18 protein-coding genes and 1 pseudogene are annotated in these 24303 nt (G+C 71.3%); 6 read left to right on the forward strand and 13 right to left on the reverse strand.

Annotated features, from left to right (window positions below; all coding sequences use genetic code 11):
• Positions 1 to 29: 29 nt before the first annotated feature.
• The 6 genes from ACFQ7Q_RS29240 to ACFQ7Q_RS29265 form a co-directional block, all read right to left on the reverse strand.
• Positions 30 to 1832: a PQQ-binding-like beta-propeller repeat protein gene (locus ACFQ7Q_RS29240; RefSeq protein WP_383560223.1), complete on the reverse strand. Its 1803-nt coding sequence runs from the start codon at positions 1830 to 1832 to the stop codon at positions 30 to 32.
• A 45-nt stretch (positions 1833 to 1877) separates the two neighbouring features.
• A complete protein-coding gene (locus ACFQ7Q_RS29245) occupies positions 1878 to 3467 on the reverse strand; it encodes a PQQ-binding-like beta-propeller repeat protein (RefSeq protein ID WP_383560224.1) in 1590 nt (529 codons plus the stop codon).
• 13 nt (positions 3468 to 3480) lie between these two features.
• Positions 3481 to 5283 (reverse strand): PQQ-binding-like beta-propeller repeat protein, encoded by a 1803-nt coding sequence (locus ACFQ7Q_RS29250; RefSeq protein WP_383560225.1) that lies wholly within the window; start codon positions 5281 to 5283, stop codon positions 3481 to 3483.
• Positions 5284 to 5416: 133 nt separating this feature from the next.
• Entirely contained in the window at positions 5417 to 7225 is a 1809-nt protein-coding gene (locus tag ACFQ7Q_RS29255; RefSeq protein ID WP_383560227.1) for an ABC-F family ATP-binding cassette domain-containing protein, read from the reverse strand.
• A 96-nt stretch (positions 7226 to 7321) separates the two neighbouring features.
• Positions 7322 to 9082: a protein kinase gene (locus ACFQ7Q_RS29260; RefSeq protein ID WP_383560229.1), complete on the reverse strand. Its 1761-nt coding sequence runs from the start codon at positions 9080 to 9082 to the stop codon at positions 7322 to 7324.
• 242 nt (positions 9083 to 9324) lie between these two features.
• The gene (locus ACFQ7Q_RS29265) at positions 9325 to 10659 is read right to left on the reverse strand and encodes an acyltransferase (RefSeq protein WP_383560231.1); all 1335 of its coding nucleotides are present in this window, start codon (positions 10657 to 10659) and stop codon (positions 9325 to 9327) included.
• 286 nt (positions 10660 to 10945) lie between these two features.
• Here ACFQ7Q_RS29265 and ACFQ7Q_RS29270 point away from each other — a divergent pair, with 286 nt between their 5' ends.
• A complete protein-coding gene (locus tag ACFQ7Q_RS29270) occupies positions 10946 to 11935 on the forward strand; it encodes a hypothetical protein (protein WP_383560232.1) in 990 nt (329 codons plus the stop codon).
• A gap of 15 nt (positions 11936 to 11950) precedes the next feature.
• Here ACFQ7Q_RS29270 and ACFQ7Q_RS29275 read toward each other — a convergent pair whose 3' ends face one another.
• From ACFQ7Q_RS29275 to rsmI, 6 genes are all read right to left on the reverse strand, one after another.
• Entirely contained in the window at positions 11951 to 12979 is a 1029-nt protein-coding gene (locus ACFQ7Q_RS29275) for a 4-(cytidine 5'-diphospho)-2-C-methyl-D-erythritol kinase (protein ID WP_383560234.1), read from the reverse strand.
• On the reverse strand, positions 12976 to 13848 hold the full coding sequence (gene rsmA / locus ACFQ7Q_RS29280) for a 16S rRNA (adenine(1518)-N(6)/adenine(1519)-N(6))-dimethyltransferase RsmA (RefSeq protein WP_383560236.1): 873 nt from the start codon (positions 13846 to 13848) through the stop codon (positions 12976 to 12978). Before rsmA ends, ACFQ7Q_RS29275 begins: the two co-directional genes overlap by 4 nt.
• A gap of 68 nt (positions 13849 to 13916) precedes the next feature.
• The gene (locus tag ACFQ7Q_RS29285) at positions 13917 to 15218 is read right to left on the reverse strand and encodes a ubiquitin-like domain-containing protein (protein WP_383560237.1); all 1302 of its coding nucleotides are present in this window, start codon (positions 15216 to 15218) and stop codon (positions 13917 to 13919) included.
• Between the two features lie 72 nt (positions 15219 to 15290).
• Complete coding sequence (locus ACFQ7Q_RS29290) at positions 15291 to 16160, reverse strand: TatD family hydrolase (protein ID WP_383560239.1); 870 nt, start codon at positions 16158 to 16160, stop codon at positions 15291 to 15293.
• A 111-nt stretch (positions 16161 to 16271) separates the two neighbouring features.
• Complete coding sequence (locus ACFQ7Q_RS29295; RefSeq protein ID WP_383560241.1) at positions 16272 to 16748, reverse strand: hypothetical protein; 477 nt, start codon at positions 16746 to 16748, stop codon at positions 16272 to 16274.
• Between the two features lie 139 nt (positions 16749 to 16887).
• Entirely contained in the window at positions 16888 to 17775 is an 888-nt protein-coding gene (gene rsmI / locus ACFQ7Q_RS29300; protein WP_383560243.1) for a 16S rRNA (cytidine(1402)-2'-O)-methyltransferase, read from the reverse strand.
• 52 nt (positions 17776 to 17827) lie between these two features.
• Here rsmI and ACFQ7Q_RS29305 point away from each other — a divergent pair, with 52 nt between their 5' ends.
• The 4 genes and pseudogenes from ACFQ7Q_RS29305 (at position 17828) to ACFQ7Q_RS29320 (ending at position 22742) form a co-directional block, all read left to right on the forward strand.
• Entirely contained in the window at positions 17828 to 19570 is a 1743-nt protein-coding gene (locus tag ACFQ7Q_RS29305) for a dolichyl-phosphate-mannose--protein mannosyltransferase (protein ID WP_383560245.1), read from the forward strand.
• 1041 nt (positions 19571 to 20611) lie between these two features.
• Entirely contained in the window at positions 20612 to 21316 is a 705-nt protein-coding gene (locus ACFQ7Q_RS29310; protein WP_383560246.1) for a DUF4328 domain-containing protein, read from the forward strand.
• A gap of 113 nt (positions 21317 to 21429) precedes the next feature.
• Positions 21430 to 21903, forward strand: a pseudogene (locus ACFQ7Q_RS29315) (tyrosine-type recombinase/integrase); the annotation flags it as partial.
• 41 nt (positions 21904 to 21944) lie between these two features.
• On the forward strand, positions 21945 to 22742 hold the full coding sequence (locus ACFQ7Q_RS29320; RefSeq protein ID WP_383560248.1) for a hypothetical protein: 798 nt from the start codon (positions 21945 to 21947) through the stop codon (positions 22740 to 22742).
• Positions 22743 to 23323: 581 nt separating this feature from the next.
• Here the strand turns inward: ACFQ7Q_RS29320 and ACFQ7Q_RS29325 are convergent.
• Positions 23324 to 23695, reverse strand: coding sequence for an FKBP-type peptidyl-prolyl cis-trans isomerase (locus tag ACFQ7Q_RS29325; protein ID WP_383560249.1), 372 nt, complete (start codon positions 23693 to 23695; stop codon positions 23324 to 23326).
• Between the two features lie 207 nt (positions 23696 to 23902).
• Between ACFQ7Q_RS29325 and ACFQ7Q_RS29330 the strand changes: the two genes are divergently transcribed.
• Complete coding sequence (locus ACFQ7Q_RS29330; protein WP_383560251.1) at positions 23903 to 24232, forward strand: hypothetical protein; 330 nt, start codon at positions 23903 to 23905, stop codon at positions 24230 to 24232.
• The last annotated feature ends 71 nt before the right edge of the window (positions 24233 to 24303 follow it).

Below are 24303 nucleotides of genomic sequence, written 5' to 3' on the forward strand. Positions count from 1 at the left end.
GCGCCGGGCCGTCCCGGTCCCCGGCGGGGTCAGTTCGTGCTGAACGCAAGCGCCAGGTACTCCTTGAGGTCCGTCGAGGACGACTCGCGCGGCTTGCTGACCATCAGCGCGGAGATGAACATCCGGCCGTTCCCGTAGAGGATCTCGGAGTAGTCCTCGCTGAAGGAGTCCTCCGCGTCGCGCACCGACTTGTCCGACGGGTTCTCCATGAGCACCGTCGCCTTCATCGTGCCGCCGTGGATCGAGACGACCTGACCGCCCTTGTCGTACGGCGGGACCTTGTACGCGATGAGGTTGCCGCCGTCCATCCGCAGCGGCACCAGCGTGTACCGGTCGCCGGCGTCCGCCTTGTCGGAGGTCGTCTTCCCGTTGGCCAGGTCGAACGAGACGATCTCGTTGGTCTCGTCGCCGTACTCCCCGGTGGAGCCCTCGTGCTCCTCGGTCGGCAGGTAGAGCCGGTTGTTGCCGACGAGCACCTTGGAGCACGACTCGACCTCGGTCGAGCGGCAGCGGGCCGCGAACCGGTCGGCGTTCGCCGCGATCTTGGCCTTCAGCTTGCCGGTCTTCTCGTCGATGGAGAAGAAGTCCGAGATGCCGCTGCCGTCACCGGCGGTGTCGCCGACGTCGGCCGCGACGACCAGCGGCTTGGTCGAGACGATCGACGCGTACTTCACGCCCGCGGGCATCTTGTACTGCGAGATCGGCCGGCCCGTCATCGGGTCGAGGTTCTGGATCATGACGTACCCGGCGTCATACGGCCCGCACTTGCGCGCGGCGACGATGCCCTCGCCGCCGCCGTACCCCATGTCGTAGCAGTTGTTGCTGTCGACCGACGGCTTCCACCGCGGGTTGCCGTTGGCCAGGTCGAAGGCGGCGCCGCCGTCCGTGCCGCCGGCCGCGACGGTCGTGCCACTCAGGGTGACCTCGCTGAACCGGGCCTTCTGGTCGCCGGCCGAACCGCCGGTGACCGACGTCGACCACACCAGCTTGCCTGTGACCAGGTCGACCACGCCGACCTCGGTGCACGGCTGGTAGAACTTCGGCGCGACACGCTTGGTCGCCTCGAAGAGGATCGGGACCTTGTGGTCGGCCGTGACATGGCGCGAGGAGCCGCAGACCTGGCCCGCCAGGGGCAGCGTCCACAACGGCGTGCCCTTGTCGGGGTCGTAGGCGACGATCGAGTTGACGCCCGTCTTCACGAACGCCTTGTCCGTCATCCAGGAGCCGGTCACGTCCGTGAGGTCCGTGACCTTCGGCTTCGGCAGCTGGAAGGACAGCTTGGACTGCGTGTTGGCGGGCACCTTCTCCTTGCCGTTGCCGCCGAGCCCGTTGCCCTTGTCCCCGCCCTGGCCCTGGGTCGAGCCGGAGCCGCCCTTGGCGTTGGGGTTCTCCTCACCGCCACCGGAGTTGGCGTACCAGATGCCGCCGCCGACGATCAGGGCGACGGCGACCACCGCGGCGATCACGATCTGCATCTGCGCGGACAGCTTCTTGCCGCCGGCCGGCACGGCCGCCTGCGGGTACTGCGGCTGGGTCGGGTAGCCGTACGGAGGCTGCTGCGCCTGCTGCGGGTATCCGTACTGCTGCTGCGGCTGCGTCGGCGGCTGCTGCGGGTACCCGTACTGCTGCGGCTGCGTGGGCGGCTGCTGCGGGTATCCGTACTGCTCCTGCGGCTGCGGCTGCGTCGGCGGCTGCTGGGGGTATCCGTACCCGGGCTGCTCCGGCGGCGGCGTGGGCGCGCCGAACCCGCCCGGCGGGGGGTCCTGGGGCGCGCCGAAGCCCCCCTGGGGCGGGCCGGGCGGCTGGTTCGGCGGGGGCGGTGGCTGGGTCATGGCGTGAGTACCTCTGAAGTGTCGGAAGAAGGTGGGGAATCGGTGTCACTTGCCGAAGGCCATCAGCGTCTCCTTCTCCCGCTCCTCGTCGTCGGTCGTGCCCACGATGAGACTCTGCACAAGGATGTACCGGCCGTCGACGTACAGCGCCGGGGAGGCGTAGTAGCGCGACGCGGCGCGCCCCGCGGCGCGCGGAATCCGGAGCAGCTCGACGGCCTTGGTCGCGCCCGGCGCGACGGTGGCCAGCGAGCCGGGCTCGTCGAGCACCGCCGCCATCCGGACGACCAGGGAACCGCCCTCCATCCGCAGCGGCCACGCCGTGCGTCCCGGGATCCCGGGAATGTGCCGGACCACCTTGCCGCTGCCGAGGTCGAAGGCGACGATCTCGTTGGCCGTGTCCTTGTTCTGCGCGATGGTGGCGATGTAGGCGGTGGACTCGTCCGCGACGACCTGACAGCGCTGCAGGTTGCCGTCGTGGGTGGACTCGTCCGCGCACCCTTCGGCGTACTGGCCGTCGCCCTGGAGCGAGGTGCGCTTCGTTCCGTCCTCGTTGAGGACGACGATGCCGTGGCCGCCCTGGGCGCGGTAGGTGGCCGAGACGATGAGCGGCCGCACCGAGAGGACGTGATCCACGCGGTAGCCGACGGGGAGCCGGTACTTCCAGCGGGACTTGCCCGTCGCCGGATCCACCTCGTGGATCTCCTCCTGCGGTTTCTCCGCGTCGGAGGTCGGGCAGGAGACCGCGGCGACCAGCTTGGGGCCGCCGGCGTACGCGTAGGGCTGGCACTCGCTCTTGTCCCACCGGCCGAACAGTTTCCTGCCGTCGCTGAGGCGGTAGCCGGTCGAGTACCCGTGCCTGCCGAAGGTGACCGTTCCACCGCTCATCGCGATGGAGTAGTTGGTCATGAAGTCGAAGGTGTCCTCCTGCGCGACCTTCTGCTGCCAGCCGACCTTGCCGGCGCGCAGGTCGACCATCTGCAGCCGACGGCAGTCGTCCGACTCCGCGTGGAGCTTGTCCTTGAGGGCGAGGGCGATCTTCCCGTCCTCGGAGGGCAGATGCGGCGCCTTGCAGATCTCGGTGTCCAGGGTCAGCCGCCACTTCACCGTGCCGTCCTTCACCGAATGGGCGGTGACGGTGCGGTACATGGCGGTGACGACGATGTCGCCGTCGACCCAGGGGCCGAAGACGAAGCCGCCGAGCTGGGGCACGTCGATGTCGTTCTTGCGGACCCAGAGGACGGAGGCGTCGCCGGGGCCGCGGTCCTTGTTGTAGCCGGCCGCTGCCGCGGCGTCCGGCCCGGGGGGACCCGAGGGCTTCGGGGAAGGCATCCCCACGGTGGGACTCGCGCTCGGGGACGCCTTGTCGTCCTTGTGCTCCCCGGTGCCGGCGAGGGTGTACCAGGTCACGCCGCCGACGGCGAGCAGCGCCGCCACGACCGCCGCGATCACGGCGGTCGTGCGGCGCTTCCGGCCACCGGGCGGCTGCGACTGCGGCTGCTCCTGCGTCGGCGGTTGCTCCGGTGTCGGCGGCGGGGCCGACGGGGGCGGACCGGGCTGCCCGCCCCCGTACGGGTTGAGCCGCCCGTACGGTCCGTGCGTCGGAGTGGGCGGGCCCGGTTGCTGCGGAGTGGTCATCGGTGTCGGGCCGTCACTTGCTGAAGGCCATCATCGTCTTGACGTCCTTCTCCTGCTTGTCGCTCGACGCGCTCACCCGGCCGCTGGCCACCACGAACGTGCCGTTGCCGTAGGCGTAGCCCGCGTCGTAGAAGGTGTTCTCGATCTGGGCCGTCGACGCCGGGTGCTGGAGCAGCATCTTCGGGGCGCCGCCGGTCGGGGCGAGGGTGGCGACACCGCCGCCGGTGTCGTACGAGGCGTCCACGTAGAGCAGGACGTCCGCACCCTCCATGCGCAGCGGGGTCATGGTCCGCTCGGCCGGGGCCGAGGCGCGCCACTTGGACTTGCCGGTGTTGAGGTCGAAGGCGACGACCGCGTTGGCCGTGCCGTAGGCGGCCTCGGTGGCCATGTAGAAGGTGTCGGCGTCGGCGGCCACGCCCATGCAGCCCTGGAGGTTGCGGCCGAAGACGACGAACCCGCCACCGCACTTGGGCGCGTACTTGTCCTTGCCGCCCTCGATCTGCGAGCGGAGCTTGCCGTCCGCGGTGACCGCGAAGACGGTCCACTTCTTCTCGTCACGCTGCTGGGCGGAGACGACCAGCGGGTTCACCGAGTAGATCTTGTCGACTTCCCAGTTGGGCTGGAGCTTGAAGGTCCACCGGGGCTTTCCGGTGTTCGGGTCGACCTCGCTGATCTGCTCCTGCTTGTTCTTGTAGTCGCTGGTGGGGCAACTGGCGGCGGCGATGAGCTTCGGGCCGCCCGCGAACGCGTAGGGCTTGCAGCCGCTGGTCGGGCCGGTGAAGAGGTCGCGGCCGTCGGCGAGGGAGTAGCCGTGCGAGTTGCCGGTGCCGGCCGCGGTGACCGTGTTGCCGCTGATGGCGAGGGTGGTGTCGGACAGCGAGCTGAAGCCGGTGCCCTTGGGGACGGACTTCTTCCAGCCGACCGTGCCGGTCTTGAGGTCGACCTTCTGCAGCTCGGTGCACTTGGCGCGGTCGCCGGCGCTGTCGTTGACGCCGATGACGAGGCTTCCGTCGGCGGCGGGCTCGGGGGCGGTCGTGCACAGCTCGAAGGGCAGGTCCAGGTGCCACTTGGCGGAGCCGTCGCTGAGGCTGTAGCCGTCGAGGCTCTTGTACATGCCCTTGACGACGACGTCGCCGACGATCCACGGACCGAAGACGTCGGCGCCGTTGCGGGGCAGGTCGACGTTGTTCTTCAGCAGCCAGTTGATCTTCGCTTCGCCGGGCTTGCGACCGGCGTTGAGGTCGTCCTCGGCATTGCGTCCGTCGCCGCTGCCGTCGCCCTGGTCGACGGACTCGCTCGGCTTCGGGGCGCCGCTGGTCGCGGTCGGCTTGGCGACCGGCTCCTTCGCCTCGTCACCGCTGAGGGCGAACCAGGTGCCGCCTCCGATGACGAGGAGTCCGGCCACGGCCGCGGCGACGATGATCCCCGGCTTGCCCTTGAACGGGTTGCCGCCACCGGAGGGGGTGGGAGCGGCGGGGTACTGGGGCTGGCCGGGGTAGCCGCCGTAGGGACCGGGCTGCTGACCGTAGGGACCGGGCTGCTGGTTGTACGGACCCGGCTGCTGGTTGTACGGGCCGGGCTGAGGCTGCTGCTGCGGATAGCCGTAGCCGGGCTGGGGCGCCTGCTGCGGGTAGCCGTAACCGGGCTGGGGCGCGGTGTCGTACGGGCCGGGCGCGGCGGGCGGCGGCGTCTGCGGGGTCGGTGGTGCCTGCGGCGGAGCCGGGGGCATCGGCGGGACGCCCTGCCCCGTGCCGTGGTCCTGCGGATCCTTCGGTGCGCCGAAGCCCGGCGGCTGGTTGCTGGGCGGCTGGGTCATCAGCGTTCCCCCTTGATGTGAGCGGGTTTTCTTTCTACCACTCCCGGGATGGCGCAAAAGTGACCGGTCCGTCCCTTGTTCCCAAGGGAGGACCGGCCCGTGATGCCCTCGTTACTCGTCCTGCACGGCTTCTCTACGCGTCCTCTGCCAGTTCCAGCCAGCGCATCTCCAACTCCTCGCGCTCCCCGGCCAGTTCCCGCAGCTCCGCGTCCAGCTTTGCGACCTTCTCGAAGTCTGTGGCGTTTTCGGCGATTTGGGCGTGCAGCTTGGCCTCCTTCTCGGAGACCTTGTCGAGCTGGCGCTCGACCTTCTGCAACTCCTTCTTCGCGGCGCGGGCGTCCGCGGCGGAGACGCCGGGCTTCTGCTGGGCGGTCTGCGCGGCGGCCGGGGTCGGCACCGACGCCTCGATCATCTTCCGGCGCCGCTCCAGGTACTCGTCGATACCGCGGGGCAGCATCCGCAGCGTCGCGTCGCCGAGCAGCGCGAAGGTGCGGTCGGTGGTGCGCTCGATGAAGAACCGGTCGTGGGAGATGACGACCATCGAGCCGGGCCAGCCGTCGAGGAGGTCCTCCAGCTGGGTCAGGGTCTCGATGTCCAGGTCGTTGGTGGGCTCGTCGAGGAAGAGGACGTTCGGCTCGTCCATCAGCAGGCGCAGCAGCTGGAGCCGGCGCCGCTCGCCACCGGAGAGGTCGCCGACCGGGGTCCACTGCTTCTCCTTGGAGAAGCCGAACTGCTCGCACAGCTGACCGGCGGTCATCTCCCGCCCCTTGCCGAGGTCGACCCGGTCGCGGATCTGCTGGACGGCTTCCAGGACGCGCAGCGTCGCGGGCAGTTCGGTGACGTCCTGGGAGAGGTAGGCGAGCCGCACGGTCTTGCCGACGACGATCTTTCCGTCGGCGGGCTGGATGTCGCCGTGGGTCACGGCCGCGTCGGCGAGCGCCCGCAGCAGGGAGGTCTTGCCGGCGCCGTTGACGCCGACCAGGCCGATGCGGTCGCCGGGGCCGAGCTGCCAGGTGAGGTGCTTGAGCAGCGTCTTGGGGCCGGCGGTGACGGTGACGTTCTCCAGGTCGAAGACCGTCTTGCCGAGCCGGGCGTTGGCGAACTTCATCAGCTCGGAGGTGTCGCGCGGCGGCGGCACGTCGGCGATCAGCTCGTTGGCGGCCTCGATGCGGTAGCGGGGCTTGGAGGTACGGGCGGGGGCGCCGCGCCGCAGCCAGGCGAGCTCCTTGCGCATCAGGTTCTGCCGCTTGACCTCCTCCGTCGCGGCGATCCGCTCGCGCTCGGCGCGGGCGAAGACGTAGTCGGAGTAGCCGCCCTCGTACTCGTGCACGTCACCGCGCTGGACGTCCCACATGCGGGTGCAGACCTGGTCGAGGAACCACCGGTCGTGGGTGACGCAGACGAGCGCGGAGCGGCGCTCCTGGAGGTGCTTGGCGAGCCAGGCGATGCCCTCGACGTCGAGGTGGTTGGTGGGCTCGTCGAGGACGATCAGGTCCTGGTCGTCGATGAGGAGCTTGGCGAGCGCGATCCGGCGGCGCTCGCCACCGGAGAGCGGCCCGATGACGGTGTCGAGGCCCTGCTCGAACCCGGGCAGGTCGAGCCCGCCGAAGAGCCCGGTGAGCACGTCACGGATCTTGGCGCTGCCGGCCCACTCGTGGTCGGCCATGACGCCGATGACCTCGTGCCGGACGGTGGCCTTCGGGTCGAGCGAGTCGTGCTGGGTGAGCACCCCGAGTCGCAGCCCGCCACTGTGCGTGACACGCCCGGTGTCGGCCTCCTCCAGCTTGGCGAGCATCCGGATGAGGGTGGTCTTGCCGTCACCGTTGCGGCCCACGACGCCGATCCGATCACCCTCGGAGACGCCGAGCGAGACACCGTCGAGCAGGGCACGTGTGCCGTACACCTTGCTGACAGCCTCGACATTGACCAGATTGACGGCCACTTTGACTCCTGTACGGGGGGATGGATCGACGTCCAAGGGTAGACGCCGGGCCGGTGGGACGGCGTGCGGCGTTCCCCGGAGGCCCGGCCCCGCGGGCTAGCAGCGGGCGAGGGCGCCGCTCCCTCCGGTGGTCTTGTCGGCGAACACCCAGCCCTCGGACTCCGTGCCCTGGATACGGGCGTAGATCCACTTGTTGCCATGGGCGTTGGTGACGTAGCAGTGGTAGTAGATCTTGGCCCCGTCCTTGACCGCCGTCACCCAGCCGCACTCCGAGTACGGCCCGGTGTAGAGGTGGGAGTTCTGGGACAGGTACCCGTATCCGTCACTGCGGTTCGCGTGGGTCCAGCCGGTGCATGCCGTCGTGACCGGGGTGGGCTGCTTCGACGTGGCACCGGGCGTGGGCGTCGGCTTCGCCGAGACGGTCGGGTTCGCGGTCGGCTTGTCGCCGTCGCCGGACGCCGTCGGGGTGGGAGCCGATTCACCGCCGCCGTTCGAGGGGGTGCCGGCAGGCGTCTCGCCGGGGCTCATGGACGTCAGGTCCCCGGGGGAGGTCGAGCCGTCGACCGAGCCACCGCTCCCGGACATGTCGCCGTCGGCCGGGGCGCTCGCCGTGGGACGCGCCGCCTGAGAGCCGCCGGCCGGCTCGCTCTCCGTGTTCATCAGCCCGTAGGCGACGCCCCCACCGACGACGACGGTGGCGACCGCGGCCGCCACGACGGTACGGGTGCGACGGCGGCGCGCACGGACGGTCGCGGTACGGGTCTCGGACGCCGCGCCCCCGGCGGGCGGGCCGGGCGGGAAGCCCGGCTGCGCGGCGCCGGGCACGCCGGGCTGCTGGAACGGCGCGGCAGCGGAACCGAAGGCGCCGGGCGGGGCGGCGGGACCAGGGGCCGGAGCGGGTACGAAACCGGCCGCCGGAGCCGGTACGGGACCGGGGTTCGGGGTTACGGGAGCGGGCGTCGGCACGGGACCGGGAGCCGCGGGCACCTGGCCGGGGGCGGGTGGAGCCTGTGCGTACCCCGTCGCGGGGTCCACGCCCCGGCCCGCGGCGACCGCCTCCAGCATCTCGCGCGCCTGCCCGGCGTCGGGCCGCTGGTGCGGATCCTTGGCCATCAGCGCCTGGAGCACCGGCGTGAGCGGTCCCCCTCGCCGCGGCGCCGGCAGCGGCTCGGTGACGATCGCCGACAGCGTGGACCAGGCCGAGGTGCGGCGGAAGGGCGCCGTGCCTTCCACCGCCGCGTACAGCGTCATGCCGAGCGACCAGATGTCCGATGCGGGGCCGGGGTCCTGTCCCTGTGCGCGCTCCGGCGGCAGATAGTCGAGCGACCCGACGAGTTGACCGCTCTGGGTCAGCTTGGCCATGGCGTCGTCGCCGGGGGTCTCCATGGTGGCGATGCCGAAGTCGGTGAGCACGACCCTTCCCCAGCCTCCGGCCGTGGGGGCCCCTGTCCGTTCGAGCAGTACGTTGCCGGGCTTGACGTCCCTGTGCAGGACCCCGGCCCGGTGGGCCGCGTCGAGCGCGTCCATCAGCCTGGCGCCGATGGCCGCCGCCTCGCGCGGGTCCAGCGGGCCGCGCTCCGTCAGCACGGAGTCGAGGGAGGGCCCGTCGACGAGTTCCATGACGATGACCGGCAGCCCCCGCTCCTCGACCACGTCGTGCACGGTGACCACGCCGCTGTGCCGGATCCGGGCGGCGGCCTGCGCCTCCCGCTGCATCCGGGTCCGCAGATCGGCCAGTTCGGCCGCGGAGGCGTCGGTGTAGGCCCGCAGGACCTTCACGGCGACCTCACGGTTCAGCAACTGGTCCACGGCCCGGGCGACCACACCCATGCCACCGCGTCCGATCGTCGCGGTCACGCGGTATCGCCCGCCCAGAACCTCGCCGACCAGGTCTCCGCCGTTCGCCCCCGTCACCTCACACCCCGTCCGTCGCACTGCATGGATCCACCACCGGAAGGAATCCAGCGTAGGGGTACGCCTACGTGCGACTGCGCACGGTTCGGATCCGCGACGCTCGGGTGAGCCTCGGCGCGGACCGGAACCCGGCTGCCGACGGCACCCTTCAACGACCGTGTTCCGGCTCCGCATCTGACGCTAGGTCAGGAGGTGCGTACGGTCCGCCCACGGCCAGCCCGTTCGACCAGGAGCCAGCCCGCGAGGGCCATCGCCACCGCCACCGGGGCGGTGACGTCGACCGCGATCAGCGTCGCCGAGTGGCCCTCCAGGAGGCCCCCGAAGCCGACCATGGACAGGCCCAGGACGCCGAAGAGCGCCAGGGTGATGCCGACGGCGGCGAGTGGGCCGCCGTCGCCCGTCGCGGGGGCCGCGGGTGCCGGGCGCTCGAAGCGACGGAAGGCGGCGACGAGCACGCCGGTCAGCACCGCCGCGGCGGCGATACGGAGCGGCAGCTGGGCCCACCAGGCGCCCGTCGCGGGCGCGGGCAGCGTCACGTCGAACGCCAGGAGCGCGCCGTACACGCCGAGCATCGCGGTCAGGTGCCACAGGAACGCGGTCATGGCGATCCCGTTGGCGGCGACGACCTTGTGCCAGACGCCCGCGCGGGCCGCGAACCGGGCGCCCGGACCCCGCAGCAGCTCCACCGCGCCGACCAGCCAGAGACCGTGGGCCAGCAGGGCCAGGGTCGGCGGGGCCATGTTGGAGACCTTCTCGCCGGGCATCCCCACCATGGAGAGCGGGTACGGCCCGAGGGCGACGAGGAGGCCCGCGCCGAGCAGGCCGCCCGCGGCGAGGACGCCGGGGAGCCGGATCATGCCGTCGGCCCTGAGGAAGCCGAGCTGGTGGATCGCCAGCCAGACGAAGGCGAAGTTCAGGAACTCGACGAAGGGCACGTCGAGCGCGAACCGCAGGACGTCGACGGCGACCGCCCCACCCGCGAGCGCGGCGAACGCGCCCCACCCCCAGCGCTCATGGAGCTTCAGGAGCGGCGGGGTGAAGGCCACCATGGCGAGGTAGATGCCGATGAACCACAGCGGCTGGGTGACGAGCCGCAGCGCGACCCCGGTCAGACCTCCGCCGGCCTCCGGCCGGGAGGCCCCGAAGAGCTGGACCACCAGGGCGAAGGCGCCCCACACGCCGACGAACACCATCGTCGGCCGCAGCAGCCGCTGGAGCCGGGCGCGCAGGAACAGTGCATAGCCGGGGCGGGAGCGGTGGGCGAGGGCGTGCGAGAACCCGCCGACGAAGAAGAACACCGGCATGACCTGAAGGGCCCAGGTGACCACCTGAAGCTCCGGCACGACGGCCAGCAGATTGCCCACCGATCCGTCGGCGGTCACCGCCGCCATCAGCCAGTGACCGAGGACGACGACCGCGAGCGAGGCGACCCGCAACAGGTCGACGTACCGGTCCCGTGTCGCGGGCGTGGCGGCGGCGAGCTCCCGGGCACCGAATCCGCTGACTGCGCTTTTTCCCATACGGGCACGGTCCCGCGGCCACCTCCAGGACCGTCAGGGCGCGGATACTCAACCGCCCTCTGAGTACCCCGGGGCCGCCGCTCCCGCCGCGCCGCCGGCCCCCTCCCGGCCCCGGGCCGTACCGGCCGCTGCGCAGGCAGCGCCCGCGCGCCTGCCAACCGGCCCCAAGTCGTCGGCCGCGCGGGCGAACCCCCGGCCGTGGCTGCCGTCCCGCCGGGCTGACGCATCGTCAAGTTCTTCTGGTGCCGCGCACCCCCGACACCTCCCGTCCCCCAAGGAGAGGCCCATGTACCGACTCCCACGCCTGGCGGTCACCGCCACGGCCGCCCTCGCCCTCGCCCTGCTCGCCTCCGCGCCCACCTCCGCCGGAGAGCCGACCGTCACCGATCCGCGCATCGTCGCCCACTTCGACTTCGCCGCGGGGCAGACCCCGGAGAACATCGCCCTCTCACCCGACGGCTCCGCCAACGTGACGTTCGCCTTCGCCCGGCAGGTGGCCCGCATCGACAAGAAGGGCGGCACCCGGATCCTCGCGACCCTGCCCGCCGTCACCAACCCGAACACCCCCGTCATCGGAGTGGCCGCGGCCATGGGCATCACCCGCGCCCACGACGGCACCCTCTACGTCGCGTACGCGACCGGGACGAGCGAGAACGGCGTCTGGCGCATCGGCCCCGACGGCGCCCCGCCCGTGCAGATCGCCGAGCTGCCGGCCGACGGGTTCCCCAACGCCCTCGCGCTCGACGAGGAGTGCGGCACCCTCTACGTCGCCGACTCGGTCCGCGGCACCGTGTGGAGCGTCCCGCAGGACGGCGGTACGCCCACGGCCTGGGCCACCGGGACCGCGCTCCAGCCCGTCGCCCCGCCCGCCGGCTTCGGCGTCGGCGCCAACGGCCTCAAGTTCCACAACGGCGCCGTGTGGGTGTCCAACACCGACCGCCAGACCCTGCTGCGCATCCCCGTACGCGCCGACAAGAGCGCCGGCCCGATCGAGACCCGGGCGACCGGGCTCATGTGGATCGACGACTTCGGCTTCACCGGGAAGGGGGACACGGTCCTCGCCGCCCTGTTCCTGGACAACGACATCGCTCTCGTGCGTCCCGACGGCACGCACGAGATCGTGCTCACGGAGCAGGCCGGGCTCTCCAACCCGACCTCCGTGGCGGTGCGCGACAAGACCGTCTACGTCACCAGCGCGTCCTTCTTCGAGCCGGTGAAGGACCCGAACCTGCTCCTGGCCACGCTCGACAAGGGCAAGGGCGGGGCCCAGGGCTAGGGCGAGGCCCGGGACCTAGGACCGGGGCAGGACCGTCGCGCCCGGCGCCGCCGACGTGGCCACGCGGGCCGTGCGGCAGGTGCCGGAGGCGATGAGGGCGGCCGCCACGGCGTCCGCGGCCTCCGCGTCCTTCACCAGGAACGCCGTCGTCGGGCCCGAGCCCGAGACGAGGGACGCCAGGGCGCCCGCGGCCGAGCCTGCCTCCAGGGTGGCGTTCAGCGCGGGCCGCAGGGAGACGGCGGCCGGCTGGAGATCGTTGGCCAGAGCACCGGCCAGGGCGGTCACGTCGCCGGCGCGCAGGGCCTCCAGGAGCGCCGGGGAGGCGGCGGGCTCGGGAACGTCCACGCCCTCGGTGAGCCGGTCGAACTCGCCGAACACCACCGGGGTCGAGAGCCCGCCGTCCGCGACGGCGAACACCCAGTGGAACGTGCCGCCCACGGGAAGCTCCGTCAGCTGCTCCCCGCGTCCGACACCGAGCGCCGCCCCGCCGACGAGGCTGAACGGAACGTCGCTGCCGAGCTCGGCGCAGATCTCCAGAAGCTCGGCGCGCGAGGAGTTCAGGCCCCACAGCGCGTCGCATGCGAGCAGCGCGCCCGCGCCGTCCGCGCTGCCGCCCGCCATGCCGCCGGCGACCGGGATGTCCTTGTCGATGTGCAGGTGCACGTCCGGGGAGATTCCGTGCCGGGCGGCGAGGAGTTCCGCCGCGCGCGCGGCGAGGTTCGTCCGGTCCAGCGGTACCTTGTCCGCGTCCGGACCCGCGCAGGTGATCGTCAGCTCGTCGGCGGGCACCGCCGTGACCTCGTCGTGGAGGGAGACGGCGAGGAAGACGTTCGCCAGGTCGTGGAAGCCGTCGGGGCGCGCCGCGCCGACCGCCAGCTGTACGTTGACCTTCGCGGGCACCCGCACGGTGACACGCCGGGCGACGTCCGGGGCCGCACCGTCCGTGAAACCGCCGCCCTGAGGTCCGACGCCCGAGCCGGTACCGGTCACGGCCGCGCCACCGGGGCCGCCCCGGAACCCCTGTCCCGTACCCGTACCGCTCACGCCTTCGCCTCCGCGATCCGCGCGAACTCCTCCACCGTCAGCGCCTCGCCCCGCGCCTGCGGCGAGATCCCGGCCTTCACCAGCGCCTCCTCCGCCGCCGCGGGCGAGCCCGCCCAGCCGGCGAGCGCGGCCCGCAGGGTCTTGCGGCGCTGCGCGAAGGCCGCGTCGACGACCGCGAAGACCTCTGCCTTGGACGCGGTGGTCGCCACCGGCTCCGTACGGCGGACGAGCGAGACGAGACCCGAGTCGACGTTCGGCGCGGGCCAGAAGACGTTGCGGCCGATCGCGCCGGCCCGCTTCACCTCGGCGTACCAGTTCGCCTTCACCGACGGCACGCCGTACACCTTGTTCCCGGGCTTCGCCGCGAGCCGGTCGGCGACCTCCGCCTGGACCATGACCAGGGTCCGGTCGATGGTCGGGAAGCGGTCCAGCATGTGCAGCAGGACCGGCACGGCCACGTTGTACGGGAGGTTCGCGACGAGCGCCGTGGGCGGCGGGCCCGGCAGCTCCTCGACGTGCATCGCGTCCGAGTGGACCAGCGCGAAGTGGTCCTTCTTCCCCGGCAGACGCGCGGCGATCGTCGACGGCAGCGCGGCCGCCAGGACGTCGTCGATCTCGACGGCCGTCACCCGGTCCGCGGCCTCCAGGAGCGCCAGGGTCAGCGAGCCGAGCCCGGGGCCCACCTCCACGACCACGTCGTCGGGGCGCACGTCGGCGGTGCGGACGATCCGCCGGACCGTGTTGGCGTCGATGACGAAGTTCTGGCCCTTCTGCTTCGTGGGGCGCACGCCGAGGGCGGCGGCCAGTTCACGGATGTCGGCGGGGCCGAGGAGGGCGTCGGGGCCTTCGGGGCCGGTGGTGGTGCTCACCGGTACAGCCTAACGACCTCGCCCGCGGCAGGGAGCCCGGTCCCTGTCGCGGGCGAGGTCGTGAAGGCTCACCGGTAGAGCCTTCGGCCGCAGTGCGGCCAGGGACTCGCGCCGCGCTGCACGTAGAGCTTCTTCGCCCGGTACGTCTGTTCCGAGGCGGGCGCGTTCTGGGCGGTCCCGCTGCCGCCGAGGGAGCGCCAGGTGCCGGGGTCGAACTGGTAGAGCCCGCCGTAGGTCCCCGAGGGGTCGACCGCGTTCGGCCGGCCGCCGGACTCGCAGGACGCGAGCGCGCCCCAGTCCAGACCGTCCGCGCCGGCCACCGAGGAGGGCAGCGGCCGGATGCCGACCTTCACCTTGCGGGTGACGGGCTCCCGCACGATCTCCTCGCCGATCTTCTTCGGCTTCTGCCGGACGCCGTTGACGGTCCGCAGGGCGTACGTGACCCGTCGCACCCCCCGCACCCCCTGCCGTTCGACGACCTCCGTGCCCGCGAAGAGCTCGGGGTCACGGATCCTCTCGACGGCGTACGGGATCGGCTCCTCGCGGACCTCCTTGGCGCCGGTGACCCGCATGACGGTGATCGTCTGCCCGTCGCGCGGGAAGGAACTGGGCGGTACGGAGGTGGTGTCCTGACCGGAGAGGGTGATCCCGGCCTCCTCGACGGCCTCGAGGACGGTGGCGGCGTTGGTGCGCAGGGTCCGTGCGCGGCCGTCGGCGAGGAGGGTGACGGTCCGTTCGGTACGGACGTCGAGGGCGAGGCCCTGGCGGGAGATGGGGGCGGAGCGGGAGACCGAGAGGTACGCGCCCTCGGCCCGGACGCCGAGCTGACGCAGGGCGCCGTCGACGGTCCTGGCCGTGGTCCACACCTGGCGGCGCTGCCCGTCGAGGGTGAGGGCGACGGGCCGGCCGTAGCGCACCACGACCTCGTCGCCGCTGGCCAGGTCCTCGCCGGGCGCCGGGGCGACGATGTCGTGGGAGCCGACGGCCAGGCCCTCGTCGGCGAGGAGCTCGTCGACGCCGTCGGCGAAGGTGTGCAGGGTGCGCGGTACGCCGTCGACCGAGAGCCGGATGGCCTTGTCGTTGGCGACGAAGGCGCTGGTGCCGCCGGCGAGGAAGGCGACGACCAGGGCCTGCGGGACGATGCGCCGCAGCCCCTCGCCGGGGCGGGGCCTCGCCTTGCGGCGGCGGGCGGCGCGCCGGGCCTCGGCGCGGCCCGCGGCCTGGCCGGGGGCCTGACCGGAAGGCTGGCCGACGGGCCGGCCGGGGGTCTGGCCCGGGAGGACGAGCGGGGCGGCCTGGGTGGGCTGCTCGTGGACGGACAGGTCCGCTGCCCGCCGTCCGGCTCGGTGACTGCCCTGGGAAGTGCTCACGAGGCCGGGACCCTAGCCCCGGCGGCGATCACTCTCCAAAACGACCCGACTACAACACGTAACCGTTATGCATCAGTAATCGAAGGCGGTGGCCGTGTTCACGGCGATCGCCTCGCAGAGCTCCTCCTCCGCGATCCCGCGCACGGCCGCCATCGCCCGGACGGTGACCGGGATCAGGTACGGCGCGTTCGGCCGTCCGCGGTAGGGCGCCGGGGTGAGGAAGGGGGCGTCCGTCTCGACGAGGACGAGCTCCAGCGGGGCGACGGCGAGGGCGTCGCGCAGCGGCTGCGCGTTCTTGAAGGTCATGTTGCCGGCGAAGGACATGTAGTAGCCCTTCGCGGCACAGATCTCGGCCATCTCGGCGTCGCCCGAGTAGCAGTGGAAGACGGTCCGATCCGGCGCGCCCTCCTCGTCCAGGACCCGAAGGACGTCGGCGTGGGCTTCGCGGTCGTGGATCACGAGCGCCTTGCCGTGCCGCTTGGCGATCTCGATGTGGGCGCGGAAGGAGCGCTCCTGGGCTGCCATGCCCTCGGGGCCGGTGCGGAAGTAGTCGAGGCCGGTCTCGCCGACGGCCCGTACGTACGGCAGGGCGGCCAGCCGGTCGATCTCGGCGAGGGCCTCGTCGAGGGCCGCATCCCCGCCCGCCTGGCGGGCGCCCTGACGCGACCAGCCGTCAGGGTCCCCGAGCACGATCCGGGGGGCCTCGTTGGGGTGGAGGGCGACGGCGGCGTGCACGTTGTCGTGGGCCGCGGCGGTCTCGGCGGCCCACTGGGAGCCCTTGAGGTCGCAGCCCACCTGGACGACGGTGGTGACACCGACGGCGGCGGCCTTGGTGAGGGCCTCCTCGACGGTGCCGGACTGCATGTCCAGGTGTGTGTGCGAGTCGGCCACCGGCACCAGCAGGGGCTCGGGCAGCGGCGGCGGGGCGTCCTTGGAACTCATGACCCCGATCGTACGAGGGGCCATGGGTTCACTCGCGGTGGCCTGTGGGGCGGCCGGCCGTGGAGCCGGTGGCCCACGGGCCGGTCGTCGTCGGTCGTTCCGGTGCCGCGGCTACGACGCCGGGGGCTTGCGGTGGAAGAGGTCCGACAGATGGCGCCTGCGGGATTCCTTCACGTACACCGGGCCGGGAGCGTCACCTTCCGGCGCCTCGCCCCGTTCGAGGTCCTGGCCGATCGGCCCCGCCAGGCCGATCGGGCCGGCGGGCGTGACCGGCCGCTTCGCCCCGGTTGTTTCGGCGGCTCCGGCCGCGCGCGGATGGTAGGCCTGTTCCCAAGAGTCGAGGACCGATGAAACCTGGCCCGCGCGCATGATGCGGACGACATGGCCGCCGCAGTTCATGCAGGTCGGGCTGGACAGCGGCGAGGGGACCCGTTCGCCGCCGGCCTTGTAGACGATGAATTCCTGGCCGGCCGCGTCGACGTGGTGCTCGATGTCGTACGCCTGCTCCCAGCCGTACCCGCACCTCATGCATGCGAAGGCGTACGCCTCGTGGGCGACGGGTATGCCGGTGCCGGTGATCTCACTCATGCCAGCTCCTCTCCACCGATCCAGTGGACGCCTTTTCGGGCCGGAGCGCATCAGCGCCGGACGAACAATGGAACGCTCTTTGGCGTTCCCTTGCTCTCAGGCCCTCAGGAGGCCCGCCGCGCGGGTTTCGCTTTGCTTTTCACGATAGCCCTTTACCTTTTCCGGGGCCCGTCGCAGCCGCGTTCTTTGCCGCGACGACGGCATCGAACACCTCGCGCTTGGGCAGCCCCGCCTCGGCCGCGACCGCAGCGATCGCCTCCTTGCGACGCTCCCCCGCCTCCTCGCGCACCCGCACCCTGCGCACCAGCTCCTCGGCGTCCAGTTCGGCGGGCGCGGCCTCCGGGGCGCCCTCGACGACGACGGTGATCTCGCCCCGTACGCCGTCCTTCGCCCACTCCGCGAGGTCGGCGAGGCCGCCGCGCTTGACCTCCTCGTACGTCTTGGTCAGCTCGCGGCAGACGGCGGCGCGCCGCTCGGCGCCGAAGACCTCGGCCATCGCGGCGAGGGTGTCGTCGAGCCGGTGCGGAGCCTCGAAGTAGACGAGGGTCCTGCGCTCCTTCTCGACCTCCCGCAGCCGCCCGAGCCGCTCGCCGGCCTTCCTGGGCAGGAAGCCCTCGAAGCAGAAGCGGTCCACGGGCAGCCCGGACAGGGCGAGCGCGGTCAGCACGGCGGAGGGGCCGGGGACGGCGGTGACCTTGATGTCCTGCTCGACGGCGGCGGCGACGAGCCGGTAGCCGGGGTCGGAGACGGACGGCATCCCCGCGTCGGTGACGAGCAGCACCCGCGCGCCGCCGACGAGCGCCTCGACCAGTTCGGGCGTACGAGCGGACTCGTTGCCCTCGAAGTAGGAGACGACCCGGCCCGTGGTGTGCACCCCGAGGGCCCGGGTCAGGCCGCGCAGCCGCCGGGTGTCCTCCGCCGCGACAATGTCGGCAGTCTCCAGCTCGGCCGCGAGCCGCGGCGGCGCGTCCCCGATGTCCCCGATGGGCGTCCCTGCAAGTACCAGCGTTCCTGTCACATGGGTCATCCTCCCAGCCCGGACAGGCGACTCGCACAGGCGCGTTCCCTACGATGGCGCGGTGACCAGTACCGCACCCGAGGCCCTCCAGGGTCAGCACGCCGTGGAAGAGCCCCCGTCGTGGCAGCAGCGTCTGCGGCGCTTCGGCTACGCACCACCCGCATCGAAGGCCGCCGGGCCGGGGCTGCGGGAGCGTCTCGTGCCGTCGTACACACGGCCGTCGAAGCGACTGTGGTCGCTGCTCGGGGTCACTCCCGGCGCCGCGGACGTGATCTGGCGGCTCGCCGCCTGGGGCGGTCCGCTGCTGGTGGCGCTGCTGGCGGGGCTGCTGCGGTTCTGGAACCTGGGCAAGCCGAACGCGGTGATATTCGACGAGACGTACTACGCCAAAGACTCCTGGGCGCTGATCAACCAGGGGTACGAGGGGGCGTGGCCGAAGGACATCGACAAGTCGATCCTCGCCGACCCCGGCTCGGTCGTGATCCCCACCGAGCCGGGCTATGTGGTCCATCCGCCGATGGGCAAATGGGTCATCGGTCTGGGCGAGAAGATCTTCGACTTCACTCCGTTCGGCTGGCGGTTCATGGTGGCGCTGCTCGGCACCCTCTCGGTGCTGCTGCTGTGCCGGATCGGGCGGCGGCTGTTCCGCTCCACGTTCCTGGGGTGTCTGGCCGGTCTGCTGCTGACGGTGGACGGTCTGCACTTCGTGATGAGCCGTACGGCGCTGCTCGACCAGGTGCTGATGTTCTTCGTGCTCGCCGCCTTCGGCTGTCTGGTCGTCGACCGCGACCGGGCGCGGCGGAGGCTGGCGGGGGCGCTGCCCGTGGACGAGGAGGGGGTCCTGCGGCCGGACGTGGACATCGCGGAGACCCTGCGGCTCGGCTGGCGGCCGTGGCGGCTCGCGGCGGGCGTGATGCTGGGGCTCGCGGCGGCGACGAAGTGGAACGGCCTGTACGTCATGGCCGCGTTCGGCCTGATGGCGGTTCTGTGGGACGTGGGCGGCCGGCGCACGGCGGGCGCGGTCCGGCCGTACGCCGCGGTGCTGCGGCGCGACCTGGTCCCGGCGTTCGTCTCGGTGGTGCCGGTCGCGATCGTCACGTACCTGGTCACGTGGACGGGCTGGATCGTCACGGACAAGGGGTACTTCCGCAACTGGGCGGCGGAGCAGGACAAGCTGAACGGCGGCGGGACCTGGGCCTTCCTGCCGGACTGGCTGCGCAGCCTGTGGCACTACGAGACCGAGGTCTACAAGTTCCACGTGGGCCTGAACTCGCCTCACACGTACGAGTCGAACCCGTGGAGCTGGATCGTCCTGGGCCGCCCGGTCTCGTACTTCTACGAGTCCCCGGCACCGGGCACGGCGGGCTGCCCCGCGAACGCGACGGAGAAGTGCGCCCAGGAGGTGCTGGCCCTCGGCACACCGCTGCTGTGGTGGGCGGCCTGCTTCGCGATCCTGTACATCCTGTGGCGCTGGGCCTTCCGCCGGGACTGGCGCGCGGGCGCGATCGCATGCGGAATCGCGGCGGGCTGGCTGCCGTGGTTCCTCTATCAGGAACGCACCATCTTCCTGTTCTACGCGGTGGTGTTCGTGCCGTTCCTGTGTCTCGCGGTGACCATGATGATCGGCGCGATGATCGGCCCACCGGGCTCGTCGGAAAGGCGCCGGACGTTCGGGGCGGTGGGGGCGGGAGTTCTCGTTCTCCTCATCGTCTGGAATTTCATCTATTTCTGGCCCATCTACACGGGCACGTCGATTCCGATGGACCAGTGGCGGAATCGAATGTGGTTGGACACGTGGGTTTAGCAGGGCAGGAGCATCAGGAGGGCGCGGCTGATGGCTGCGCGCTCTTGGTGGTTGTTGGGGGCTGTCGGTGGGCTCCGGCGGCCCCTGGACGGCCCGGATAGGCCCCTATCCGGGCCCTGATCAGGTCGTTGGCGGATAGTGGCCCGCCCAAGGAAAGCCCCGATCCGGCCCCACGGCCGTAGTCGCACGACCGACGGTGGCCGCTATCGAGCGGCCCGGACGCCGGCGGGTGCGGGTCAGAGCGAAGAGCAAGAAGGACCGCCCTTCGGGCGGGCGACCCTCGGGCGCCCAAGGCCTCAGCGAGAGCAGGGGCACGGCGGCTTACTTGGTACTGGGGTGTCGCCCCCACTACCCAGTAGCCGGGTGCCTTGCGGGGCTCTACTGCCTACTGCCTACTGGCAAGTGGGCAGTAGAGCGGCCCCCTACTGCCCACACAGGCGCTCTCACCAGTCGATTGGGCAGTAGGCACTAGACCGCCCATGCCCCTGCATCCGAGCGTGAGCCAGGGAGGCATTCCAAGAGGGGGCACGGGGTCGCTCTCGCTCGCCGTGGGTGCGCTCAACGGTCCATCGCCTTGGGAATGCCGTTGCAGAGCAGGCACGCACGACCTCCCCCACTGCGTGGCGCTTCAGGAAGGCTTTTCAGGAGGGCGGGGACGGCGGTGCGCACCCACGGCCGCCCCCCTCTGAAAAGCCCCACCTGCTCAAAAACTAGAGAGTTGAGAGAAAACAGCGTCCGCAGCGTCCGCCGCCCTCCCCTCACCCCTACTGACCTGCACTTTCCGTGCGGACGCTAAACAAAATGCATAGCGTCCGCTAGATCTACCCCACTAAGAGCGTCACCGCAGGTCAGAACACGCTTAGAGAGGTTGGGCTGCGGACGCTGACCGCCTACAGGCAAGAGCCGCCCTCGGGACCGCGCCCCCTGCCGGGCCCGGTCCTGCGGATTTGTCATGGACGGGCTACTCGCGGCTGACGTATCTTCCCTCAGCGCGCTCTTCCGTGGGCGAATCCGTTTCCGTGCCTGTGGGGGGCCACCGTCATGTCCGCATCCAGCGATCTCCGTCCACGTCCCTTGCTGCCCAACCGGGTGCCGCGGTCGCCGCGCGCCCTCCTGGCTGGCGTGTCGGCGCTGCTCACCGCCGTCGCCTTCAGCGACCTGTTCGCCGTCTACGCCGGCGTCCGGGCGTACACGCTGATCGACGAGGACCGGGGCTTCGCTCTTGCCTCCCAGCAGGAGCTGGACGACGCCGACGCGCTGTACCAGAGGGCGGGACACATCCAGAGCGTCGCGTTCCTCGTCTGCGCGGTCGTCTTCATCGTCTGGTTTTACTGGATGCGCCGGGACGGCGGGGTGCTGGGGCCGGACCGGTTCCGCAACGGCCCCGGCTGGGCGATCGGATCCTGGTTCATCCCGCTGGCGAACTTCTGGATGCCCTATCGGATCGCCGTCGACATATGGGGGGCCAGCACGCGGCTGCCGGCCGACGGTGAGCCGTACAAGGCCTCGTTCTGGCCGGTGAACCTGTGGTGGGGCCTGTTCGTCACCACGACCCTGTTCAGCCGGTACGCCTGGCGGGGCTACCTGGACGCCGAAGTCGCCAGCGAGGTCCGGGACGCCGTGCTCCTGGTGATGGCGGCCGACATCCTGGACATCGCCGCGGCGGCGGCCGCGGTGCACTTCGCCGTCCGGCTGACGGCCATGCAGCGGCTGAAGGCGACCGAGGGGCCGTACGCCTCGGCCTGAGCAGGTCCAGGGTAGATCCAAACCCTGCTGTGCCTGAGCGCTTCAGCTGGCGAGGCCCGCCAGCTGAAGCGTTCAGTCACACCGTGGTCTCTTCGTTCTCCGCCGCAGGGTCCCGGCTTGTCGCCCCCCTGCCCAAGGGCGGCAAGGTGCGTGACGTGCCGTTGCCCGCGACTATGGCGGACGCCCTCAGGGCGCACTCGGAGAAGCACCCGGCCGTCAAGGTCACGCTCCCCTGGCGAACCCCGGACGGGCCGCTCGTAACCAAATCACTCACCTTCACTGGCTCCGGAGGGAGCCACATCCGGGTGAGCCACTTCAACGACTTCAAGTGGAAGCCCGCTCTCGCGGCCGCGGGCATCATCCCAGAGCCCGAGAAAGGCAAGCGGTACGCCTCCGCCCCGGAACACGGCATGCACGCGCTGAGGCACTTCTACGCCTCCGTGCTCCTGGACGCCGGCGAGAACATCCGGGCCCTGAGTCAGTACCTCGGCCACGCCGACCCCGGGTTCACGCTCCGGACGTACACCCACCTCATGCCGAGCAGCGAGGGGCGAACCCGGAAGGCTGTGGAGGCTCTGCACCGGTAACCCCACGCCTGAAAGCCGTCCCCGCCCTACTATCAACGCTCATGTCCACCACCACCTCACCGATACCCGTCCTCCGGGGCCGCGCTGGTACCACCCTCCAGGCTCAGGACGACGTCCTCGTCCTGAGCCGGCGGCGCAAGGAGAAGCGGATCCCGCTCCAGGCCGTCCGCCGAGTCGGCGCCGAGGGCCGTGCCCTTGCCGTGGAGCTGACCGCCCCGGCCGGGACGACCCCGGTCACGTACAAGGTCCGGGGCGTGAGTGAGGTGGCGGCCACGGCGTTCGCCGACGCCGTCACCGCGCTCCTGCCGGAGGAGCGGGCGGCCGACGGCACGGCTCTCGTCACCGACAGCGCGCCGGCGGGGTCCGATGACGACTGGTACACGCGCGCGTTCAGGCTCACGGCGTGGGTCACCGGCCTGGTGGCGGTCGGGGTGGCCGTACCCCTGGGCATCGTGGAGTCGGTGAGCCGCGCGGTCGCGTTCTTGGTGTTCACCCCCATCGCCGTGGGCATCGTCGCGTTCGGGGTCGCGCTCCTGTCCATGCAGTACCGCGAGTGGACCTACCCCCGGTACGGCATCACCGTCGAGGCGGTGCGCCGCGGCCCCAGGGACTACGCCTACACCGACCTGCACGGCGTGGTCCGCGGCGCGTACATCTCCGGCAGCGCGCCGACCATCAAGGTCGCCTACCACCCGAGGAACCCCGCCGACCCGGTCCATGCGAAATCGTGGATTGCCAAGGCGGCGGGCACGCTCGTCTTCCTGGCCATCATCGCCGTCGGTCTCGCCTTCCTGGCCCTCACCATCTCCATGGCCGTCGACGGCTTCCAACGCGCCTGATCCCCCCGGCGGACGAACTCCCGACGGTCCGGGAGCCGCCCCGGAAGTACCCCGTGAGCCGCCCCGAAGGTCGCCGAGGTCGCCCTGCTTGCGACCGTCACGGCCCAGGGACGGCCCAGCCTCGGCATTTCGGCCCCAGACACCGAAGGAGTCACTGGTCAGGGCCGTGCGGGCCGGGATTCGCGAGGCTTCATCTATTTCTGGCCGATCTACACGGGCACGTCGATTCCGATGGACCAATGGCGGAATCGAATGTGGTTGGACACGTGGGTTTAGCCATGCGGGAGTGAGAGGAGGGCGCGCCCGACGGTCGCGCCCTCCTGAAGGACCGCCCTTCGGCGGCGCCTGAGAGGTCGCGGAAGCGAACTGGTCACCCTCGATCCCGCTGTCTTTCAGGGCCGGGTTATGGCACTTGGGGTCCGGTACGGCTGCTGGTCTCGCGACCGCTGCTGTGCGGAAGCCGGGCGTGGTCGCGTCGATCGAGGGCACGCCTGGGGGCTGCATACGGAGCCCGGCGGAATCCAGAAGCTGCCGCCTGGCCTCGGCTCCAATCGAGGAGGCCGGGCAGCAGCGGTTCTGCCTCAGACCCCGAGCAGGTCCACGACGAAGATGAGCGCCGACCCGGCTGGGATCAGCGGGGAGGGGGAATGGTTGCCGTAGGCGAGATGGGAGGGAATGGTGAGCTTGCGCCGGCCGCCGACCTTCATCCCCTCGACTCCCTGGTCCCAGCCCTCGATGACCTTGCCGCCCCCCAGGGGGAACCGGAACGTCTGGCCGCGATTCCAGGAGGCGTCGAACTCCTCGCCGGTCTCATGGGTGACCCCCACGTAGTGGACCTCGACCACGGCGCCGGCCTTTGCCTCCGGGCCGTCACCCACGACGATGTCCTCGATCAGCAGGTCGGTGGGAGCGTCGCCGAACGGAAAATCGATCTCGGGCCTCGTAAGGCTCATCACAACCTCATTCCTCCCGACCGGAAGTCTCCGGCGGGGCGATCAAGCGCATGGTCACTCCATGCAGTCACATGATCACGATAGCGAAACCTGCTGCACCTGAAGCTCACCGAATCGAACATTCGCAGACCGTTGCGCCTCCCGAAGTGGTGAACATCCGCTGTCCGTTTTCATGAACAGAGCCAGGTGGCGACACACACGACCGAAGTGAACAGCCGCGAGGCGGCAGAGCGTCGGCTCCGCGTCGTCCCCTGGACGGCGAAGCAGGTGTTCGCCGCTCGAGACGCCCTGCCGAGACACCTGCGTGCGGCCGTCGATGTGGCCGGCGGCTGCGGGCTTCGCCAGGGCGAGGTGTTCGGGCACTCCGAAGAAGAGCTGGACTACGCCGACGGCTGGCTCTCGGTGGGGCACCAACTCAAGCGGATCCGTGGGAAGTTCGTCTTCGCCCTACCCAACGGCGGCAACGTGCGTGACGCGCCGTCGCCGCCACGGTGGCGGACGCCCTCAGGGCACACGCGGAGAAGCGCCCGCCCGTAAAGGTCACGCCCCCTGGCGAACCCCGGACGGGCCACTCGTGACCAAATCACTCATCTTCACTGGCTCCGGAG

Origin of the sequence: Streptomyces sp. NPDC056527, assembly GCF_042794475.1 — a bacterium.
Lineage (GTDB): Bacteria > Actinomycetota > Actinomycetes > Streptomycetales > Streptomycetaceae > Streptomyces.

Coding starts and splice junctions, on each gene's coding strand:
- ACFQ7Q_RS29290 (WP_383560239.1), bottom strand. CDS start 16,160: ATGAGTTCCAAGGACGCCCCGCCGCCGCTGCCCGAGCCCCTGCTGGTG.
- ACFQ7Q_RS29240 (WP_383560223.1), bottom strand. CDS start 1,832: ATGACCCAGCCACCGCCCCCGCCGAACCAGCCGCCCGGCCCGCCCCAG.
- ACFQ7Q_RS29250 (WP_383560225.1), bottom strand. CDS start 5,283: ATGACCCAGCCGCCCAGCAACCAGCCGCCGGGCTTCGGCGCACCGAAG.
- ACFQ7Q_RS29310 (WP_383560246.1), top strand. CDS start 20,612: ATGTCCGCATCCAGCGATCTCCGTCCACGTCCCTTGCTGCCCAACCGG.
- ACFQ7Q_RS29270 (WP_383560232.1), top strand. CDS start 10,946: ATGTACCGACTCCCACGCCTGGCGGTCACCGCCACGGCCGCCCTCGCC.
- ACFQ7Q_RS29325 (WP_383560249.1), bottom strand. CDS start 23,695: ATGAGCCTTACGAGGCCCGAGATCGATTTTCCGTTCGGCGACGCTCCC.
- ACFQ7Q_RS29245 (WP_383560224.1), bottom strand. CDS start 3,467: ATGACCACTCCGCAGCAACCGGGCCCGCCCACTCCGACGCACGGACCG.
- ACFQ7Q_RS29295 (WP_383560241.1), bottom strand. CDS start 16,748: ATGAGTGAGATCACCGGCACCGGCATACCCGTCGCCCACGAGGCGTAC.
- rsmI (WP_383560243.1), bottom strand. CDS start 17,775: ATGACCCATGTGACAGGAACGCTGGTACTTGCAGGGACGCCCATCGGG.
- ACFQ7Q_RS29320 (WP_383560248.1), top strand. CDS start 21,945: ATGTCCACCACCACCTCACCGATACCCGTCCTCCGGGGCCGCGCTGGT.
- ACFQ7Q_RS29265 (WP_383560231.1), bottom strand. CDS start 10,659: ATGGGAAAAAGCGCAGTCAGCGGATTCGGTGCCCGGGAGCTCGCCGCC.